General features: G+C 63.4%; 18 protein-coding genes. 7 read left to right on the forward strand and 11 right to left on the reverse strand.

The window, feature by feature from the left end; translation table 11 throughout:
• Positions 1 to 168 precede the first annotated feature (168 nt).
• The 4 genes from SKP52_RS04910 to SKP52_RS04925 all read left to right on the forward strand — a co-directional run bounded on the left by SKP52_RS04910 (position 169) and on the right by SKP52_RS04925 (position 4,362).
• Positions 169 to 1,578 (forward strand): cytochrome P450, encoded by a 1,410-nt coding sequence (locus SKP52_RS04910; protein ID WP_081997210.1) that lies wholly within the window; start codon positions 169 to 171, stop codon positions 1,576 to 1,578.
• Positions 1,579 to 1,647: 69 nt separating this feature from the next.
• A complete protein-coding gene (locus tag SKP52_RS04915; RefSeq protein ID WP_039572385.1) occupies positions 1,648 to 2,091 on the forward strand; it encodes a hypothetical protein in 444 nt (147 codons plus the stop codon).
• Positions 2,092 to 2,204: 113 nt separating this feature from the next.
• Positions 2,205 to 3,596 (forward strand): cation:proton antiporter, encoded by a 1,392-nt coding sequence (locus SKP52_RS04920; protein WP_039572388.1) that lies wholly within the window; start codon positions 2,205 to 2,207, stop codon positions 3,594 to 3,596.
• A 49-nt stretch (positions 3,597 to 3,645) separates the two neighbouring features.
• Complete coding sequence (locus SKP52_RS04925; protein ID WP_052207840.1) at positions 3,646 to 4,362, forward strand: extensin-like domain-containing protein; 717 nt, start codon at positions 3,646 to 3,648, stop codon at positions 4,360 to 4,362.
• Here the strand turns inward: SKP52_RS04925 and mddA are convergent.
• From mddA to SKP52_RS04980, 11 genes are all read right to left on the reverse strand, one after another.
• On the reverse strand, positions 4,359 to 5,093 hold the full coding sequence (gene mddA, locus SKP52_RS04930) for a methanethiol S-methyltransferase (RefSeq protein ID WP_039572391.1): 735 nt from the start codon (positions 5,091 to 5,093) through the stop codon (positions 4,359 to 4,361). The two genes, SKP52_RS04925 and mddA, sit on opposite strands and share 4 nt — an antisense overlap.
• A gap of 53 nt (positions 5,094 to 5,146) precedes the next feature.
• Complete coding sequence (locus SKP52_RS04935; protein ID WP_039572393.1) at positions 5,147 to 5,503, reverse strand: HesB/IscA family protein; 357 nt, start codon at positions 5,501 to 5,503, stop codon at positions 5,147 to 5,149.
• On the reverse strand, positions 5,503 to 5,985 hold the full coding sequence (locus tag SKP52_RS04940) for an SUF system Fe-S cluster assembly protein (RefSeq protein ID WP_052207842.1): 483 nt from the start codon (positions 5,983 to 5,985) through the stop codon (positions 5,503 to 5,505). The genes SKP52_RS04935 and SKP52_RS04940 overlap by 1 nt, the downstream gene beginning before the upstream one ends.
• A complete protein-coding gene (locus SKP52_RS04945; protein WP_039579848.1) occupies positions 5,982 to 7,127 on the reverse strand; it encodes an aminotransferase class V-fold PLP-dependent enzyme in 1,146 nt (381 codons plus the stop codon). Before SKP52_RS04945 ends, SKP52_RS04940 begins: the two co-directional genes overlap by 4 nt.
• 89 nt (positions 7,128 to 7,216) lie before the next feature.
• A complete protein-coding gene (locus tag SKP52_RS04950; RefSeq protein WP_039572397.1) occupies positions 7,217 to 7,945 on the reverse strand; it encodes a SufD family Fe-S cluster assembly protein in 729 nt (242 codons plus the stop codon).
• 202 nt (positions 7,946 to 8,147) lie between these two features.
• Positions 8,148 to 8,891, reverse strand: a complete 744-nt coding sequence (sufC, locus tag SKP52_RS04955) for a Fe-S cluster assembly ATPase SufC (RefSeq protein ID WP_039572401.1) — start codon at positions 8,889 to 8,891, stop codon at positions 8,148 to 8,150.
• A 14-nt stretch (positions 8,892 to 8,905) separates the two neighbouring features.
• Positions 8,906 to 9,112 (reverse strand): hypothetical protein, encoded by a 207-nt coding sequence (locus SKP52_RS04960; RefSeq protein WP_039572402.1) that lies wholly within the window; start codon positions 9,110 to 9,112, stop codon positions 8,906 to 8,908.
• Positions 9,109 to 10,596 (reverse strand): Fe-S cluster assembly protein SufB, encoded by a 1,488-nt coding sequence (sufB, locus tag SKP52_RS04965; RefSeq protein WP_039572405.1) that lies wholly within the window; start codon positions 10,594 to 10,596, stop codon positions 9,109 to 9,111. Before sufB ends, SKP52_RS04960 begins: the two co-directional genes overlap by 4 nt.
• Positions 10,593 to 11,117, reverse strand: a complete 525-nt coding sequence (locus SKP52_RS04970; protein ID WP_228383827.1) for an SUF system Fe-S cluster assembly regulator — start codon at positions 11,115 to 11,117, stop codon at positions 10,593 to 10,595. Before SKP52_RS04970 ends, sufB begins: the two co-directional genes overlap by 4 nt.
• Before the next feature lie 272 nt (positions 11,118 to 11,389).
• Positions 11,390 to 12,277 (reverse strand): AraC family transcriptional regulator, encoded by an 888-nt coding sequence (locus tag SKP52_RS04975; RefSeq protein ID WP_039572407.1) that lies wholly within the window; start codon positions 12,275 to 12,277, stop codon positions 11,390 to 11,392.
• 100 nt (positions 12,278 to 12,377) lie between these two features.
• Positions 12,378 to 14,198: a DUF885 domain-containing protein gene (locus SKP52_RS04980; protein WP_039579854.1), complete on the reverse strand. Its 1,821-nt coding sequence runs from the start codon at positions 14,196 to 14,198 to the stop codon at positions 12,378 to 12,380.
• A gap of 72 nt (positions 14,199 to 14,270) precedes the next feature.
• On the opposite strand from SKP52_RS04980, the gene SKP52_RS04985 reads away from it, so the two are divergent.
• The 3 genes from SKP52_RS04985 (at position 14,271) to SKP52_RS04995 (ending at position 19,095) form a co-directional block, all read left to right on the forward strand.
• Positions 14,271 to 15,341, forward strand: coding sequence for a quinone-dependent dihydroorotate dehydrogenase (locus tag SKP52_RS04985; RefSeq protein ID WP_039579857.1), 1,071 nt, complete (start codon positions 14,271 to 14,273; stop codon positions 15,339 to 15,341).
• Between the two features lie 180 nt (positions 15,342 to 15,521).
• The gene (gene ggt / locus SKP52_RS04990; RefSeq protein WP_039572409.1) at positions 15,522 to 17,213 is read left to right on the forward strand and encodes a gamma-glutamyltransferase; all 1,692 of its coding nucleotides are present in this window, start codon (positions 15,522 to 15,524) and stop codon (positions 17,211 to 17,213) included.
• 52 nt (positions 17,214 to 17,265) lie between these two features.
• Entirely contained in the window at positions 17,266 to 19,095 is a 1,830-nt protein-coding gene (locus tag SKP52_RS04995; RefSeq protein ID WP_187337283.1) for an AMP-dependent synthetase/ligase, read from the forward strand.
• Positions 19,096 to 19,202: the final 107 nt, after the last annotated feature.

Consider the following 19,202-nt stretch of genomic DNA (forward strand, 5'->3'; position numbering starts at 1 on the left):
GTCCTTTCGGGTCCAACGGTTGCGACCCGTCACAGTGACAAGCGAATTGCACGAGTCGAGTTGAATTTGCGGTGAATAGTGTCCCACGCGCCAACAGGGCTTACTTGCATCAATGTCAGTAGTGCGTTACGCCTAAGTCCGACGACAGGATGGACGAGGGACAGATCGATGAACGCGCCGACCAATATCCAGCCGGTGAGCAGCCAATGGTCCGAAAAGCGGTTCGGGCCCGACACGCTGCATTGGCTGCCGCGCAATTCCGACAGCGCGATCGATCATATTCCGGGCGAGGATGGCATGCCGGTGATCGGCAACACGCTCGAACAGCTTGGCGACTATCGCGGATTCACCAACCGCATGGTTGCCAAATATGGCCGCGTCTATCGCAACAACAGCTTCGGCGGGCGCAGCGTCGCGCTGCATGGTCCCGAGGCGAACGAACTGGTCATGTTCGACCGCGACAAGATTTTCTCGTCCGAACAGGGCTGGGGGCCGGTGCTCAACCTGCTTTTCCCGCGCGGGCTGATGCTGATGGATTTCGAAAAGCATCGCGCCGACCGCAAGATATTGTCGGTCGCGTTCAAACCCGAACCGATGCGCCACTATGCCGAATCGCTGAACGAGGGGATCAGGGACCGGATCGGCAAATGGAGCGGCAAGACCTTCAAATTCTATCCGGCGATCAAGGAACTGACGCTCGACCTCGCCGCGACCAGCTTCCTCGGCATTCCGTGGGGGCCAGAGGCGGACAAGGTGAACAAGGCCTTCGTCGACATGGTCCAGGCGTCGATCGGCGTTGTGCGCGTGCCTTTGCCCTTTACCGCGATGGGGCGCGGCGCCAAGGGACGCGCCTATCTGGTCGAATATTTCGGCAAGATGGTGCCCGAGCGGCGCGACGGAACGGGCGAGGATATGTTCAGCCAGATCTGCCGCACGCGCGACGACAATGGCGACCATATGAGTGTCGAGGCGATCGTCGACCATATGAACTTCCTGATGATGGCGGCGCACGACACGATCACCAGCTCGATCACCTCGATGGTCTGGGAACTCGCGAAGCATCCCGAATGGCAGGATAAATTGCGCGAGGAGATGCTCGCGGTGTCGCCGGCGGGCGAGGGTGTCGGCCACAACAGCCTCGGCCAGCTCGAAATGACCGAATGGGCGTTCAAGGAGGCCCTCCGCCTCGTGCCCCCGGTGCCGAGCTTCCCCCGGCGCGCGCTCAAGGATTTCGAATATGGCGGTTACCGCATCCCCGCCGGCACCTCGGTCGGGGTCAGCCCCGCCTATACGCATATGATGGCCGAGCATTGGCCCGATCCTGAAAAGTTCGACCCGATGCGCTTCTCGCCCGAGGTCGCGCGCGAGCGGCACAAATATGCCTGGGTGCCCTTCGGCGGCGGCGCGCATATGTGCCTCGGCTTGCACTTTGCCTACATGCAGGCGAAGATCTTTTTCCACCACGTCGTCACCACGCACCGGATCGTCGTCGCCGAGGGCTATGCGCCCGAATGGCAGGTGTTGCCGATCCCGCGGCCGAAAGACGGGCTGACGGTCAGCTTCGTGCCGCTTGCATAGCAATTCGCGCGGGTCGCTTGTCCAGGCGGCGCAGCGACCTATCTCCTGTCTTCAAAGGGACAGGGGGCAATGATTGTTTTTGCGCTTTTTCTAACGGGTTTGATCGCGGTGATGCTGTTTGCACGCGATACGGATGCCGCGCGCTGGCTGCACCGCGCGACGGTAGAGGAGCCGCTTCGTTTTTTCGGGCGGCTCGAACGCAAGCATATCCTCTTCCTGATCGTGGGCCTGTTCGCCATCCAGGCTTATGCCGCGGTGCTGCCGGCGGAACTTGCGATGGCGCTGGCGTGGGACATGACCGCCTACGTCGATGCCATGATCGCTACATGGGTATTGTCGACCTTCGCACGCTTCCGATCGATGAAGGCCTTGATCGCCCTCCGCATCGCCGCGTTGCTGGCGCCCTTCAGACGCCTCCGCATGCGCGCGCGACGAAGCCGCCCGGTCCGGCCCGAGGAGCGCAAACCCGCCGCTAACGACGACGAGCCATGGCCGATCCCGATGGCGGCCTGAGCGCTAAAATTAAGCTGTTGATAGCGTTCCCACGCGGCTATGCTGCGATAAAATGACTGGGTCGCGTTGAAACCGCGCGGGCCCGGCGTGGGGAGAGCAAATTGGCGTCACATATGGTCGATGAACTTGTGCGCGCCATCGGCGATATCATCGGCGCACACGGCCCCGCGGTGAATGCGGCGCAAAGCTATGCGCCCGGCGACTACAGCATATATTTCTTCCTGCAGATCGCGGTCATCCTCCTCGTCTGCCGCGTCGTCGGCTGGCTCGCGCACCGCTTCATGGGCCAGCCGCAGGTGGTGGGCGAGATGATCGCCGGCGTCATACTCGGCCCCTCGCTCTTCGGGCTGTTCTTTCCGGAATTCCAGGCGGCGCTGTTCCCGAAAGAGACGCGCAATATCCTTTATGTCGGCGCGCAGTTCGGCGTCGGGCTTTACATGTTCCTCGTCGGCACGACGCTCCGCCTCGATCATTTTCAATCGAAGGCGAAGAGCGCGGTCGGCGTGTCCGCCGCCGGGATCGTCGCGCCCTTTCTGTTTGCCGCGGCGATTACGCCTTTCCTGCTCGATATTCCCGGCCTGTTTGCCGAGGGATTGGGCCAGGGCAGCGCGACTTTGTTCATGGGCGCGTGCATCGCGCTCACCGCTTTCCCAATGCTCGCGCGCATCATCAACGAACGCGGGCTTGCCAACACGTCGCTGGGTACATTGGCGTTGACCGCGGGCGCGTTCGACGACGCCGTGTCATGGTGCGTATTGGCGATCGTGCTCGCGACCTTTGGCGCCGGCGTGGGCGTGGCGCTGCTCGCGATCATCGGCGGTCTCGGCTTCGCGCTGTTCATGTATTTCATCGGCCGCAAGCTGCTCGTGCCGCTCGGCCACGCGGTCGAGGCGAAGGGAGAACTCACGCACGGCTTGCTCGCGGTCGTGCTGATGCTCTACGCCATGTCGGCCTTCTTCATGGATGCGGTTGGCGTCCACGCGGTGTTCGGGGGCTTCCTGCTCGGCGCGTGCATGCCGCGCGGCCTCCTGACCGAGGAGATCAAGCGCAAGATCGAGCCGATGACCGTCGTCTTCCTGCTGCCCATGTTCTTCACCTATTCCGGGCTCAACACCCAGCTGACCACGGTGAACAGCCTGTCGTTGCTCGCGATCGCAACGGGTATATTGATCGTCTCGATCGCGGCGAAGTTCGGCGCTTGCTGGCTCGCGGCACGCCTCGCGGGCGAGGACAACCGGACGGCGCTGGGCATCGGTGCGTTGATGAATGCCCGCGGGCTGATGGAACTCATCATCATCAACATTGGCCTGCAAAAAGGCATCATCGGCCCGACACTGTTCGCGATCTTGGTGCTGATGGCGATCGTCACCACGGTGATGGCGGGGCCCCTGTTCGAACTGGTCTATGGCCGCAAGGCACGCGAGCGGGGCGAACTCGGCGCGCTGGGCACCGAAGACCCCGACGACGCCCACGCCAGCGAGCGATTGGCCGCAGGGCCCGCCTGAATCGGGCGCGACGCTTTCAAAGGGCGGGGAATTATGCTGTGCGTGGCGGGTGAAGACTCTCCGCCCCTATCTGATCTGGTTCGCCGTCGCTGTGTTGCTGACCCTCGGCGCCATCCTCGGCATGCAGTGGGTGCGCGATCATCCCGAACATATCCCCGGTGCGCGCTTCGAAATCGCACATCCTTGGGGTTGGGCGACGAATCGCAAGCTTGCGGCGCTAACGAGTGACGACAGCGCCTGTTTCGCCGCCTTCGACCGCGCAGAGGCGGGCTATCTTCGGCGCCCGGCGATCGGCACCGGCGCGTGCCGCGCGAGTCAGCGCATGATCCTGACCGGCGACCACCTGGTGCCGACGATGCGCCCCGCGGGCGCCGCGCCAAGCTGCGCCGTGACCGCCGCAATGGCTTTATGGACCCGCGACGTCGTCCAGCCGCTCGCGCAGAAATATTTCGGGCAAAGGGTCGTCGAACTCGAAAATCTCGGCAGCTATAATTGCCGCAAGATCGCGGGCGAACAGGCGCAGAGCCAGCATTCGACTGCCAATGCGATCGACATCTCGGCTTTCGCCCTCGCCGACGGCACGCGCATCTCGCTGATCAACGACTGGGCGCCGGGCGACAAGCGCAGCGAGTTTCTGCACGAAGTTCGCGACGAAAGCTGCGGTCTGTTCAGCACGCTTTTGTCGCCCGATTATAATCGCGCGCACGCCGATCATTTCCATCTCGACATGGCGGCGCGGACGGCGGGCTGGACCGTCTGCCGTTAACGCCCGCCGACGCGCGGGATCAGCATGCCGACGCGCCTACGATAGCCTACATAGGCCTCGCCAAAGACATCGATCAAATCGCGCTCCTCGTACCGGATTGCGATCAGCATATAGATCGACAGCCCGACCGCGAGCAGCAGATGCCCAACGGTCATCACTGGCGTCGCCCAGAAGGCGATGAAGAAGCCCGAATAGAGTGGGTGGCGGACGAATTTGTAGAAGAAGGGCTGACGCAGCACCGGCGGCGCCGCCGCGCGCTTGCGCAGCGCGAACCACGCCTGCTGCAGCCCGAACAGCTCGAAATGATTGATCAGGAAGGTGCTGGTCAGCACGATCGCCCAGCCGCTCGCAAACAGGATCCAGAGGATCGCGGCGCCCGCACCGTGGGTAATGGTCCACACTGGCGCGGGAAGCTGATGCCAGAACGCCATCATCACGATCAGCGCGATGCTGGCGAACAGGACATAGGTGCTGCGTTCGATCGGCGCGGGGACGATGCGCGTCCAGCCGGCCTTGAACCCCGGCCGCGCCATCACGCTATGCTGGATGCCGAACAGCGCGATCAGCGCGATATCGATCATCGCGGCTATTCCGGGCGTCGCGACGCGCGCAAAGTCGACCGTCACAGGAACGAGCGAGAAATTGCCGACGAAGGCGATCAGGTACAAAAAGGTCGCGAAAAAGATCGCATAAGCCACTGCGGCATAAAGCAAATAGAGCGCGCGCATCATGACAGCCCCTGCAATTTCGGGGCATCATAACATATTTCGGGCTCAAAAGCGCCCTAGACGGTAAAACTCTCGCCGCAGCCGCACGCGCCCTTGGCGTTTGGATTCTCGAACACAAAGCCCGCGGCGAAATCATCCTCGACCCAGTCCATCGTGCTGCCGATCAGGTAGAGCACCGACGCGCCGTCGATGTAGAAGACCCCGCCGGGCGTCTCAATCTTCTCGTCGAACTTCTGCTCCTTGGTCACGTAGTCGACCGAGTAAGCGAGCCCCGAACAGCCGCGGCGCGGGGTCGACAGGCGCACGCCGATTGCGCCCTCGGGCGCCGCCGCCATCAGTTTCGCGATACGCGCTTCGGCTCCAGCGGTCAGGGCGACGGCCGCAGGGCGAGCGCGCGTTTTCGTTTCGGTCATCACAGCATTCCCAGTTCGAGCCGCGCTTCGTCGCTCATATTCTGCGGCGACCACGGCGGGTCCCAGACAAGGTTGACCTCGGCATCGCCGACCCCCGGAACCGCGCCGACGCGCAGTTCGACCTCGGCGGGCATCGATTCCGCGACCGGACAATGCGGCGTGGTCAGCGTCATCGTGACGACGACATGGCCCTCGTCGATTTCGACATTGTAGATCAGGCCAAGGTCATAGATGTTCACCGGAATTTCAGGGTCGAAAATATCTTTGAGCGCGCTCACGACCGCCTCGTACAGGTCGCCGCCGACCGCGCTCGGTTCGACCACCGCGGGCTTCGCCGCGAGGAAGCCTTCCAGATAGTCGCGCTTCCGTTCCAGCTTCTCGGGCGCGCTTTCGACATCCTCGACGCGCGCTTTCGGCGGGGCCTCGACGCTTTCGACTTCCTCGACCCGAATTCCGGTCTCACTCATGCGGTCCTCGCTCATCCGAAAATCCTCTCGACGCGGGCGAGGCCATCGATCAGCGCCGCCACATCGTCGTCATTGCTGTAAACGCCAAAACTCGCGCGCGCAGTCGCGGGAACCCCGAGGTGCTCCATCAGCGGCTGTGCGCAATGGTGCCCGGCGCGGATCGCGACCCTGCTTTCATCCAAGATAGTGCCGATGTCGTGCGGATGAACCCCCGCCATCGCAAAACTCACAATTCCGGCGCTGTTTTCGGGACCGAACAAGGTGATGCTGTTCTTGCGCGCGAGCGCTTCGCGCAGCGTGCCGACCAGCGCGCATTCATGGGCATGGATCGCCTCGATCCCGATGGCTTCGACATAATCGACCGCCGCCGCCAGCCCGATCGCCTCGATAATCGCCGGCGTCCCCGCCTCGAACCGCGTCGGGGCGGGGGCATAGGTTGTCTTCTCGAACGTCACCCGGTCGATCATCGACCCGCCCCCCTGCCACGGCGGCAGCGTATCGAGCTTATCACTCCACAGCACGCCGATGCCCGTGGGGCCGTAGAGTTTGTGGCCCGAGAAAACATAATAGTCGCAGCCGAGCGCCGCGACATCGACCGGCAGACGCGGCACCGCCTGACAACCGTCGATCAGCAGTTCGGCGCCGACGCGATGCGCAATCTCTGCCGCGCGCGCGACGTCGAGCGGGCTGCCCAGCACGTTCGAGACATGCGCGAAGGCGACCATATTATGTTCGGGAGTCAGCAGCCTTTCGGCGGCATCGAGGTCGATGCAGCCATCGGCAGTCAGCGGGCAGACATCGACCTGCCAGCCCGCGAGCTGCCACGGCACGATATTGCTGTGATGTTCCAGCGCCGACAGCAGCACGCGGCCCTTCCGCGGGTGCGAATAAGCGACGAGGTTGATCGCCTCGGTCGCGCCGCGCACGAATGCTATCTGCTCGTCCTTCGCGCCGATAAACGCCGCAATCCGCCGCCGCGCCGCCTCATAGGCGAGCGTCATATCGGCTGAGCGCGCGTAAACGCCGCGATGTACGGTCGCATAGTCGCGCCCCATCGCGGCCACCGTTGCGTCGATCACCGCCTGCGGCTTTTGCGCGGTGGCGGCGGTGTCGAGATAGTGCCAGTTGTTCGCGAGGCCCGGAAACTGGGTCCGAATTCCGTTCGTGTCGAGCGAAGTCGAGACACGTTGGCGCCCTACTTCACGTCCCTCGACTTCGCTCGGGACGAACGAGGAGGAGACGGCGGTCACACCAATTCCCCCAATTTCGCCAACGCCAGTTCCTGCAACCGCGCCTCATCCTCGGCGCCATCGAATACGCCTGCAACAAACGCCTGCAGCATCAGCTTCTTCGCCTCGCCGAGCGGCAGCCCGCGCGACTGGAGATAATAAAGCGCCATAGCATCGAGTTCGCCGATCGCACAGCCGTGCGCACATTTCACATCGTCGGCGAAGATTTCGAGCTCGGGTTTGGCGTTGGCGGTCGCGCTGCGGTTCAGCAGCATCGCCTTCACATCCTGTTCGCTGTCGGTCTGCTGCGCGTCGCGTGCGACGGCAACCTTGCCGAGATAGGTTCCGGTGGCGGTACCGCCGAGGACCGAGCGCACGACCTGCCGCGATGTCGCGCCGGGTTCGGCGTGGGTCACAGTGGTGACGATCTCCAGATTCTGCTCACCGCCGCCGATCTGCGCGGCGCCGAGCGTGAAGTCGGCGCCTTCGTGCAGCGTCACCGCGAGTTCGATACGGCCATAAGCGCCGCCGATGTTCAGGATATGCAGCGACGCCACCGCGCCCTTGCCGAGCACCAGTTCGATCTGCCGGATCTCGCCCGCATCTTGCACGATCGCGCGCGCGAGCTTGCCGCCCGCGGGCACAATGATGCTCTCGGGCGCGGGCAACGGCCACGCCGCGGCAACCGCGTCGATGTCACTATAGCGCCACGCTTCGTCGCGCCGCGAGGGGAGGGTGGCTACCATGTCCCCTCTCCCCTTGGGGGAGAGGGTTGTGCAGACTTGCGAGCTTGCTCGCTAGTCGAAGCTGGGTGAGGGGTATGCGATCGCCATGCGATCGCGCGAGCCAAAGGCTCGCTCACCCTCATCCAACTTCGCCTAGACGCCTTCGGCGCCAAGGCTGCGTATCCTTCTCCGCTCAAGGGAGAAGGTTTAGAGAACGCGCTCATCACGCTGCAATCTCCGCATAACCATGCGCTTCCAACTCGCGCGCGAGTTCGGGCCCGCCCGACTTCACGATTCGGCCTGCCGCAAGAACATGCACGAAATCGGGCTGCACATAATCGAGCAGGCGCTGATAGTGCGTGATCAGCAACACCGCCTTGTCGGGGCGCCGCATGATCGAATTGATCCCGTCGCCGACGGTACGCAGCGCGTCGATGTCGAGGCCCGAGTCCGTCTCGTCGAGGATCGCGAGCTTCGGGTCGAGGATCCCCATCTGCACCATCTCGTTGCGCTTCTTCTCGCCGCCCGAAAAGCCGACGTTCACCGGGCGCTTCAGCATGTCCATGTCCATCTTGAGCAGCCCCGCCTTCTCGCGCGCCAGCTTCAGGAAGTCGCCGCCCGACAGCGGTTCCAGCCCACGCGCCTTGCGCTGGGCGTTCAAGCTCTCCCGCAGGAACTGGACGTTCGACACGCCGGGGATTTCGACCGGATATTGGAAGCCGAGGAACAGGCCGGCGGCAGCGCGCTCGTGCGGGTCCATGTCGAGCAGGTCTTGCCCGTCGAAGGTCGCCGAACCCTCGGTGACCTCATAGCCGGGGCGGCCGCCGAGGATATAGGACAGCGTCGACTTGCCCGCGCCATTGGGCCCCATGATCGCATGGATTTCGCCTGCATTGATGCTGAGCGACAGGCCTTTCAGGATCGGCTTGTCGACGACGGTGGCGTGTAGGTTTTCAATTTTGAGCATTGGAGATCCTGAATTTATGCAATTGCCACGATCAACGTGAAAAGTAGGCAGACGAGAAGAAATAGGGCGCCGCTTGTGAGTTCGAACCAGATCGGCCACCGAAATCCCGCAACGGACAGCGAACCAAAAATATGTTCGCCGCGAAGATTGCGACGCAAGCATACCGCGCCGAGCGCCGACAGCGACAGGAGAAGAGCCAAGGCGGCAAGTTTCGGTATCACCCGACGCTCCCCTCAAGCGAAATCCCCAGCAATTTCTGCGCTTCGACCGCAAATTCCATCGGCAGCTGCTGCAGCACTTCCTTCGCAAAGCCGTTGACGATCAGCGCCACCGCCTCTTCCTGCCCCAGCCCGCGCTGCATCGTGTAGAACAGCTGGTCGTCGCTGATCTTGCTCGTCGTCGCTTCATGCTCGACGGTCGCGGTCGGGTTGCGGACTTCGATGTAGGGCACGGTGTGCGCGCCGCAGGTGCTTCCCAAAAGCAAGGAATCGCACTGGGTGAAGTTGCGCACGCCTTCGGCATTCGGCGCCACTCGCACAATCCCGCGATAAGTGTTGTTCGACTTGCCCGCACTGATCCCCTTGCTGACGATGGTCGATCGCGTGCGCTTGCCATTGTGGATCATCTTGGTGCCGGTGTCGGCCTGCTGATAATTGTTGGTGACCGCGACCGAATAGAATTCGCCGACGCTGTCGTCGCCGTTGAGCACGCAGCTCGGATATTTCCAGGTGATCGCGCTGCCGGTTTCGACCTGCGTCCACGACACCTTCGAACGCTTGCCCTGACAGAGAGCGCGCTTGGTCACGAAATTATAGATGCCGCCGAGGCCCTCGGCATTGCCGGGGTACCAGTTCTGCACCGTCGAATATTTGATCTCGGCATCGTCCAATGCGACCAGTTCGACCACCGCGGCATGGAGCTGGTTCTCGTCGCGCATCGGCGCGGTGCAGCCTTCGAGATAGCTGACATAGGCGCCCTTGTCGGCGATGATCAGCGTCCGCTCGAACTGCCCGGTATTCTCGGCATTGATGCGGAAATAGGTGCTGAGCTCCATCGGGCAGCGGACGCCTTCGGGCACATAAACAAACGTGCCGTCGGAGAAGACCGCGCAATTGAGCGCCGCGAAATAATTGTCGTGCATCGGCACGACCTTGCCGAGCCACTTCTTCACCAGCTCGGGATATTCGCGGATCGCCTCGCTGATCGACAGGAAGATCACGCCCGCGCGCTTCAACTCCTCGCGGAAGGTCGTTGCGACGCTGACGCTGTCGAACACCGCATCGACCGCGACCTTGCGCGCGCCCTCGACCCCCGCGAGCACCTTTTGCTCCTCGATCGGGATGCCGAGCTTCTTGTAAACCTCAAGGATCTCGGGATCGACCTCGTCGAGGCTGCCGAGCTTGGGCTTCGGTTTCGGCGCCGCATAATAGTACGCGTCCTGATAGTCGATCGGCGGCACGTTGAGCTTCGCCCAGTCGGGCGTCTCCATCGTCTGCCAATGACGAAACGCCTTCAATCGCCAGTCGAGCATCCATTCGGGTTCGTTCTTCTTCGCCGAAATGAAGCGAACCGTATCTTCGGTCAGCCCCTTGGGCGCGAAGTCGGTCTCGATGGTCGAGGACCAGCCATGCTCATAATCGGCGACCTTCGCCGCGGCATCGTGCGCGGCCTGGTCCTTGACGGGGAGGTCTGTGTTGTCGGTCATTGCAAAATTCCGTTCGCCTCGAGCCCTTCGACACGCTCGGGATTCGAGAGGCCCATCGGTCGTGCATCGTCGAGGGGTGTCTCGACTTCGCTCGACACGAACGGGTTTGGTTTGGTCGGGGCGACGCTCAACGTCGCCAGGCTGATTTCTTGCAGCGCCCCGCGCACGGCACCGTTCACGACGCCCCAGTGCGGCTGCACCTTGCAGCTGCCCTCGAGCGAGCAATCGTGCCGCCCTTCGGCGACGCAGCTGGTCAGCGCGATCGGTCCTTCGACCGCCTCGATGATATCGGCGACGCTGATCGCCGCCGCAGGCCGCGCAAGCCGCACGCCGCCACCGCTGCCGCGCGACGCGACGAGCAAGCCCGCGCGCGCGAGCTGGCTCACCAATTTTTGCGCGGTCGGCCCCGGAATCCCCGTCTGCTCGGCCAGCATGCCCGCGTGTATAGGCACCGACCCGCACTGGCGGGCGGCGGCGCTCATCAGCACCACGGCATAATCGGCAAGGTTGGACAGGCGCATAAAATTGCGAACGATTCTTAACTGGAGTAAATCACTCCACTTATATAGGCGGGGCTTCTGTGCGGCGCAACCAACGGGCGCTATCCGGGCGCCAAAAAAAATGGCACCCATCGGGCCGAAGCCAAATGAGTGCCAAGATGAAGGTCTCAAGTCCTCGTCCGAGGATGAGCTCTTCTGGGTCGCAAGGAGGGATTATGCCGACGCGATGATTCGCGATTGGACGAAAACGCCAAAACGACGGGACACATAATTTTCGAAAGTTAATACGGGCCTCAGGTCTCAGAGACGAGGGGGCTGACCTTGCCGGCGAGTTGCTTTCGGCCTTTCGTCGTCGCCTCGGTGTAACTGGTCGGCTTGCCAAGCTGGCCGGGGGTCGCCCCGGCAAAGCGCTTAATCTCGCGGATCAGGTGCGACTGGTCGTAAAAGGCATCGCCGAGCTGTGCCGCGTCGAGCCCTTCGCCGCGCGCCAGCGCCGATGCGGCGCGCACCGCGCGATATTTGCGCGCGAGCATGCGCGGCGACACCCCGTAATAATGCTTCGTCATCCGCTCGACCGAACGGATCGACATGCCCGTCTTCTCGACCAGATCGGGAACTTGCGGCGAGGGCGTTGCAGTCAACCATCCGTCGACGGTGCGGATGAACCACATCGGTGCGGCTTCGCCCCGCGTCAGCACCTCGCGCGCGAAATTATTGCCGATGACCAGCTTTTCCTCGACCGTCGCCGCCCTTTCCAGCGCGGCCGCGACCTCGTCGATCCACGGTCCGAACAGATCGGCGGCGTTCATCGCGCGGTCGGTCAGCTTGTCGGCATCGTCCCCCATCAGCGCCGCCCAGCCCGCAGGCAGCATGCCAAAGCCGAACAGCTGCGCCGGACAATTGCTGATGGCGCGGACGCGCGCGCTCGTCGGGCCGATGATATTGGCGCGGCAGACCGTCGCTCGGTGCCCATCCTCGAACACATATTCGCCATCGGCGTTGGTTACGAAGCGGAATTGGGCACGGTCGGCGCGCTCATATTCGTCGAACCGCGGCAGGTTCAGCCGCGCGAAATAGAAACTCGACACCATTTCCGCCAGATCGGGATCGGGCGGGAAATAATGTAGTTCGAACGGCGCGCTGCCGTCCACGCCCCCAGGCGAGGAAGAAACATCCGACATGAGACCCAGACCTTTGGCACCCGTGACCCGGCTGCCTTATTTTCTGGATCAAATCATTTGCGTTTCATCCCCGCGCGTCAACCCGCAATCGTCAATTTGCTTAACCCTTCTGCGCCGCAATCCACACGTCGACACGCCGTTCGAGCACGTCGAGCGGTACCGGACCCGATTCGAGCACGACGTCGTGGAAGGTGCGGAAATCGAACTTGTCGCCGAGTGCCGCCTGCGCCCGCCCGCGCAATTCCATGATCTTGAGCTTGCCGATGAGGTATGCCGTCGCCTGTCCCGGATATACGATATAGCGCTCGATCGCCTTTTCGATGTCGCCGTCGGGGTTGGGCGTGTTGTCCTTCAGATATTTGATCGCCTGCTCGCGGCTCCAGCGCTTGTCGTGAATGCCGGTGTCGACGACGAGGCGACACGCGCGCCACAGCTCCATACCGAGTCGGCCGAAATCGCTGTAGGGATCGGTGTAAAAGCCCATGTCTTTGGCGAGTTCCTCAGTGTAGAGGCCCCAGCCCTCGGTATAGGCGGTAAACCCGCCGAAGCGGCGGAACGGAGGCAGTCCTGTCAACTCGGTCTGCACCGCGCGCTGAAGATGATGCCCCGGTACGCCCTCATGATAGGCGAGCGCCTCCAACTCGGTCTTCGACATATCCCGCAGGTCATAGAGGTTCACATAATAGGTGCCCGGACGCGACCCGTCGGGCGAGGGCGACTGATAGAATGCCTTGCCCGCCGATTTCTCGCGGAACGCCTCGACCGCCTTAACCTGCAAATGCGCCTTGGGCAGCGTGTTGAAAAAGGCGGGTAGACGCGCCTCCATCGCCTTCACCTTGGCGTCGACGTCGGCGAGATAGGCCTCGCGCGTCGTATAATAATATTGCGGACTGGTGCGGAGATGCGCGAAAAACTGCTGCAGCGTGCCCTTGAAGCCGACCTTTGCCATGATCGTCTTCATCTCGCCGTGGATGCGCGCGACTTCGGACAGGCCGAGGTCGTGGATCTGCGACGCGGTCATGTCGGTGGTCGTGTAATCGGCGAGCAGCGCCTCATAATAGGCCTTGCCGTCGGGCAGGCGCCACACGCCATCCTGCGTCGGGGCGCTGGCTTGCTGGCGCTTCATCTCCGCGAGCAGGCGGCCATAGGCGGGTCCGGCGCTTTCGCTCCACGCCGCCTTGGCCGACGCGATCAGCCGTGCCTTTTCGATATCGCCGATGGTAAGCTTGCCGACCTTTGCTGTAATATCCTCGACCACCGCATTGTCGGGCTTCTGCAAATTGCCGATGTCGGAAATCAGATAGGCATAGACCCATTTGGGCGGCTGAATGCCCTTCTTCGCGCGCTCGGCCGACTGCGCCGACAGCGCGTCGAGCACGGGGCCGAGGCCGCGGATACGGTCGACATAGGCTTCGGCCTCGGCAACATCGGAGACACGGTGGATGTTGATCAGGAATGCAGGCATCTGGCTCTGCGCGCCTTTCATCTGATCGAAGACATAGCCATGGTTGCGGTACGGATACAGGCGAGCGGCGCGGGCAGCCTGCGCGTTGAACAGCTCGAACGACAGCGCATCGTCGGTCGACATCGTCTTGGGATCGAAGCTGCCGCGCATCGCTTCGGCGGTCGCCTGTTGCAGCTTCTGGCTCGCGACCGCGGCTTCGTCGCTGACGTCGTTCCATTTGCCATAATCGGCGTCGCGAATACCGCGATAGGCCTTGCCCTGCGGGCTGAGCGAGAGCTGCGCCGCGTCATAATTTTCAAAGAATTGCGCGAGGTTCGCACCGGCCGGGGGGGCTTCGGGGGCGGGGGTCGATGCCGCGGTGGCGGGCGCGTCCTGTACGGCGGCCGGCGCGCAGCCCGCGACGACGAGCAGGGCAAGACTGGTGGACAGGCGAGCGACGACTTTGAGATGCGACACGAATTTCTCCCGGTTTTTCCGATGCACCCCGGGGCTTGCCATAGCGTCATCGTGCGCGCAATGGCGGGGCCCATGTCGCTCTTCGCCTCGCTCACCGACGCCGCCTATGCGCTCGTTCGCCCGATCGTCCACGCCACCGATGGCGAGGCCGCGCATAACCTCACGCTCAGCGCGCTCCAGCCGTTGCCGCGCGCGCGCCACGCGCTGACCAGCCCGGCGCTCGCGACCGAGCTTGTCGGGCTCAAATTCCCGAACCCCGTCGGTCTCGCGCCCGGCTTCGACAAAGATGCGCGTGTCGCGCATGTGATGCCGCATTTCGGTTTCGGTTTCGTCGAGGTCGGCACGCTGACCCCGCTGCCGCAGGAGGGCAATCCGCGCCCGCGCCTGTTTCGCCTCGTCGAGGATCAGGCGGTGATCAACCGCATGGGCTTCAACAATGGCGGGCAGGAAAAGGCGGCCGAACGCATCTCCTGCCTGCGCCGTCATGGCCTGCCGGTCCCGCTCGGGATCAATATCGGCGCGAATAAGGACAGCGCCGATCGCATTGCCGACTATGCTAAGGGCACTGCGGCGATGGCCCCACTCGCCGATTATCTGACGGTAAATATCAGCTCGCCCAACACGCCGGGCCTCCGCGCGTTGCAGGACAAGGGATCGCTCGAGGCACTGCTCGACGGCGTGGCCGCGGCGCAGCCCGTGGGCGCGGCAAAGCCGGTGTTCCTGAAGGTCGCCCCCGATCTCGAACCTGCCGACATCGACGACATCGTCGCGGTGGCGTTGGACAAGGGGCTAGCGGCGGTCATCGTCTCGAACACCACGATTGTGCGTCCGGCGCTCGCCTCGCGCCATGCGGAGGAAGCCGGTGGCCTCTCGGGCGCGCCGCTCGCCGAACTGGCGCTGCAACGGGTTAAGGATTTCCACAGCGCTAGCGGCGGCAAGCTGCCGCTCGTCGCGGCGGGCGGGATCGCGTCGGCAAGCCAAGCGTGGGAGCGCATCCGCGCGGGCGCCAGCCTAGTCCAGATCTATTCGGCCATGGTCTATGAAGGCCCCGGCCTTGCGGGCCGGATTGCGCACGGCCTTGAAAAGCTCGCGGCGCGCGATGGTTTCGCGCGCGTCGCCGACGCGGTGGGGACGGAAAAATAAATCCTTCCTGTCGCGAAGCGATGGGGAGGGGGACCGCGCGCGCAGCGAGTGGTGGAGCGGCAGCAACGCCAGCATTACTAGCCCCTCCGTCAGCGCTTCGCGCTGCCACCTCCCCATCGCTTCGCGACAGGGAGGATCGTTGGGGTTGCGCTGCCTCCCCCTCCACGCCAATGTCGCGCCATGTTGAAAAGATTCCTCCCGCTCGTCGCCCTTCTTTCCGTCACCGTCTCCTCGCCCGCGCTTGCGCAGGGCGTCACCTCGTCCGCCGATCCGCGCGCGACCGAGGCCGGGCGCGAGATTTTGCACGAGGGGGGCACGGCCGCCGACGCGGCGATCGCGATGGTCGCGGTGCTGACCCTCGTCGAACCGCAGTCGAGCGGGGTCGGCGGTGGCGGCTTCATGGTCCATCACAATGCCAAAGACGGCAGCATCTCGACGATCGACGGCCGCGAAATGGCGCCTGCGTCGGCCAAGCCAGACCGCTTCCTCGGCCCCGACGGCAAGGCGCGCGGCTATATGGACGTCATCCCCGGCGGGCTGTCGGTGGGTGTCCCCGGCAATGTGCGCCTGATGGAAATGGCGCACAAGAAATGGGGCAAGCTTGAGTGGAAGGCGCTGTTCCAGCCCGCGATCAAGCTCGCCGAAGAAGGGTATCTCGTCACCCCCGCGCTCAACAACTGGCTCGTCCAGTTCGAACCGATGTGGAAGGAGTTTCCGGCTCCCAAGGCGATCTATTATGTCGACGGGAAGCCGGCGCCGGTCGGCACGCGCATCAAGAACCCCGCTTATGCCAAATTGCTGCGCGACATTGCGGCGCGCGGTCCCGAGGCTTTCTATAGCGGCGCCAATGCCAAGGCGATCAGCGACGCCGTCGCCAACGCGCCGCGCCACCCGAGCCAGCTGACTGTCAAGGATATCGCCGCCTATAAGGCGAAGGAACGCCCCGCAGTCTGCACCACCTACCGCGTCTACAAGGTCTGCGGCATGGGCCCACCCTCGTCGGGCGCGACCACCGTTTTCGGCATCCTCGGCATGATCGAGGGCTGGGACATGAAGGCGATGGGCAAGGACAATCCGATGAGCTGGCATCTGCTCTCGGAAGCGATGCAGCTCTCCTACGCCGATCGCGCCGCCTATCTCGGCGACGGCGATTTCGTCGATGTTCCGGTAAAGGGCCTGCTCGACAAGGCCTATCTCGCCGAGCGCCGCCAACTCATTTCGCCTTACGGCGCGGCGGGCCATTATGAACCCGGCACCCCGCCGGGCGCCAAGCCGCGCGCCGCCGCGCCGCCGGTTCAGGAACAGGGGACGACGCACTTCGTTGCCGTCGACAAGGACGGCAACCTCGTCTCGATGACCTCGACCGTCGAAAGCATCTTCGGCAGTCAGCTGATGGCGAACGGCTATTTCCTCAACAACGAACTCACCGATTTCGATCTTGCCCCCACCGAGGGCGGCGTGCCGACCGCGAACCGCGTCGAAGCGGGCAAGCGTCCCTTGTCGTCGATGTCGCCGACGGTCGTCTACGGCCCCGACGGCAAGGTCATACTCGCGGTCGGCTCGGCGGGCGGCAAGCGCATCATCATGCATGTGACCAAGGTGCTCGTCGGCGTGCTCGACTGGGGCCTCGACGCCAAGACGGCGATGGAGCTCCCCAACCTGTTCTTCGGGCGCGACGGTGTGCTGATCGAGAATAATGAGGCGGGCAAGGCGATCGCCGCGAAGATGAAACCTTTCGGCTACAGCTTTACCGCGACGAGCCTCGGGTCGAAACTTAACGCGGTCGAACGCACGGCCGAGGGCTGGCGCGGCGCCGCCGACCCGCGCGGCCCGGGCAGCTCGTCGATCGACGGCGCGCCGGCACAGAATTAATCAACGATAGAGATAAGATAAAAGCAGCTAACGCTCCCTGGAGAGAGGCAGAATGAAGCTCGAAAACCCCCATCTCGACCATTTTCCGAGTTTGGTCGCGATGTTCTTCGACCGTGCGGGGCGCGGCGGCGAAGATCCCTTCCTGTGGCGCAAGGCTGATCGCGTCTGGCAGCCGCTGAGTTGGCGGCAGGTGGCGAACCAGGTGGCGGCGCTCGCGCACAATCTGCGCGAACTGGGCCTGAAGGACGGCGATCGCGTCGTGCTGGTCAGCGAGAACCGCCCCGAATGGTGCATCGCCGACCTTGGCATCATGGCCGCGGGCTGCATCACCGTGCCGACCTACACCACGAACACCGAACGCGACCATCAACATATCCTCGACAACAGCGGCGCGAAGGCGGTGATCGTTTCGACCGCGAAGCTCGCGCGCACGCTGATGCCCGCGGTGATGCGTTCAGAATCGCATATCGTGATCAGCATGGAGAGCCTCCGCGTTGGCCAGCAGGGCGAGGTCACGGTTCACGACTGGGCGCCGCTCGTCGCCGACGGCGAGGCCTATCTCGACGAAACCAGAGCGCGCGCCGCGGCGATGACGCGCGACGACACCGCGTGCCTAATCTACACCAGTGGTACCGGCGGCGCGCCGCGTGGGGTAATACAGCACCATGGGGCGATCCTGCACAACGCGGCGGGCGCCGCGGAGGTGCTCGTCAATGATTTCGGCATCGGCGACGAGGAAGTGTTTCTGTCGTTCCTGCCACTCAGCCACGCCTATGAACATTCGGGCGGCCAGTTCCTGCCAATCATGGTCGGCGCGCAAATCTATTACAGCGAGGGGCTCGAAAAGCTCGTCTCGAACATCGAGGAGACGCGCCCGACGATCATGGTCGTCGTCCCGCGCCTGTTCGAGGTGATCCGCGCGCGGATGATCAAGTCGGTCGAGAAGCAGGGCAAGCTCGCCAACTGGATGCTGAACCAGGCGCTGCGCGTCGGCGAAAAGGATTATGAGCGCCGCATGGGCGTGCTCGACCGCCCGGTCGACCTGATCCTCGACAAATTGTTCCGGCCCAAGATCCAGAAACGCTTCGGCGGCCGGATGAAGGCGCTGGTGTCGGGCGGCGCGCCGCTCAACCCGGAAATCGGCGTTTTCTTCCACTCGATCGGGCTGACCCTGCTGCAAGGCTATGGCCAGACCGAGGCGGGCCCGGTGATCAGTTGCAACCGCCCGAGCGCGGGGATCAAGATGGACACCGTCGGCCCGCCGCTGATGAATACCGAAGTGAAGATTGCCGACGACGGCGAGATATTGGTGCGCGGCGAACTCGTGATGAAGGGCTATTGGCGCAACAAGGCCGAAACCGAGCGCGTGCTCGTCCCAAGCCCGGCGGAGCCGGAAAAGGGCGCCTGGCTCCACACGGGCGACATCGGCCATATCGACGGGCAAGGCCGTATCGTCATCACCGACCGCAAGAAGGATTTGATCGTCAACGACAAGGGCGACAATGTCTCGCCGCAGCGCGTCGAGGGCATGCTGACGCTCCAGCCCGAAATCCTGCAGGCGATGGTCTATGGCGACAAGCGCCCGCACCTCGTTGGCATCCTCGTCCCCGACCCCGAATGGATGGCCGAATGGGCCGAGGCCGAAGGGCTGCCGAAAGACCTATGCCGGCTCCGCGAACATGAAAAATTCCGCGCCGCGATTCGCGCCGCGGTCGACCGCGTCAACGGCCAACTCTCGGTGATCGAAAAGGTCCGCAAATTCGACTTCGCCGATGAAGCCTTCACGATCGAGAATGAGCAGATGACGCCGTCGATGAAGATCCGGCGCCACATCCTGAAACAGGTCTATGAGGACAAGATCGCGGCCTTGTATAAAGCATAGCTCTCATGCCGTTCGTGTCGAGCGAAGTCGAGACACCCGTCTATATAGCACCAGTCGAGGGGCATCTCGACTTCGCTCGATGTGAACGGAAATTAAAGGTGACTGCA

Origin of the sequence: Sphingopyxis fribergensis, assembly GCF_000803645.1 — a bacterium.
Lineage (GTDB): Bacteria > Pseudomonadota > Alphaproteobacteria > Sphingomonadales > Sphingomonadaceae > Sphingopyxis > Sphingopyxis fribergensis.